We start from the raw sequence: 1,000 nt of genomic DNA, 5'->3' as shown, positions 1-1,000 counted from the left end.
CCTCGACCGCCAACCGGTTCCGCGTCCTGGACGTCGCCGCGGGGGGACACGTCATCGCGGACAACCTCACCATCATGAACGGCGCACCGCCCGACGACGGCAACGGCGGCGGCGTACTCGTCCAGACCGACGGCGAACTCGACGCCCAGGACGTGAACATCCAGGGCAACGCCACCCGTGGCACCGGCCTCGGCGGCGGCATCAGCGTCGCGGACGGCGCCACCGGGAACCTCACCGGCGGCCAGGTCAAGGACAACCGGGCGACCGCCTCCGCCGGCGGGGTCGACGCGGAGGGAACGGTGAAGCTCGACGGCGTACTCGTGACCCTCAACCGTTCGCAGGCATTCGGCGGCGGACTGCACACCGAGACCGGCGACAGCCAGATCACCATCACCGACAGCATCTTCAGCGCCAACCACGGCGGCCAGGGCAGCGGCGCCATCGACATCGACGCCGGCACCGCGCAGATCAGCGGCACCACGGTCAGGAACAACACCGCGGCCGGGTTCGGGCTCGCCGCTGGCATCTACTCGACGGGCGACCTGACCATCACCGGTTCCAGACTCGAGGGCAACACCGGCACCAGCGGAGCCGGCCAGAACGCGGACGGCGGCGGTCTCGACATCAACGGGGGCACCGCCACCGTCACCAACACCGAGATCACCGGAAACCGTCTCGTCGGCGAGAACACCCAGGGCGCCGGAGTCGTGATCTACGGCGGCACACTGACACTCACCAACTCCAACGTGACGAACAACGTGGGCTCCGGCCGCTACGCCCAGGGCGGCGGCATCTATGCCGACAACACCATCACGGCCCCGTCCCTGACCCTGGATCACACCACCGTCAGCGGCAACAAGGTGACCGGCACCGGATCCGTCTCCGGCGGCCTCTACACCACGTTCGGCACGGGGGTCGGCTCGGTGTCCCTGGTGGACTCGCACATCACCGGCAACTCCAGCCCCTCCGCCCCGGCACCGGGCGGCGTCTGGACCGACAC

At 69.8% G+C, this 1,000-nt stretch carries 1 pseudogene; it reads left to right on the top strand.

Going from position 1 to position 1,000, the window contains the following annotated elements:
• Positions 1 to 1,000 (top strand): annotated as a pseudogene (locus tag ACIPK3_RS34440) (hypothetical protein); the annotation flags it as partial.

Source organism: Streptomyces sp. NPDC086787 (genome assembly GCF_044745865.1).
Taxonomy (GTDB): Bacteria; Actinomycetota; Actinomycetes; order Streptomycetales; family Streptomycetaceae; genus Streptomyces.
This window is presented reverse-complemented; position numbering and strand designations above follow the sequence as displayed.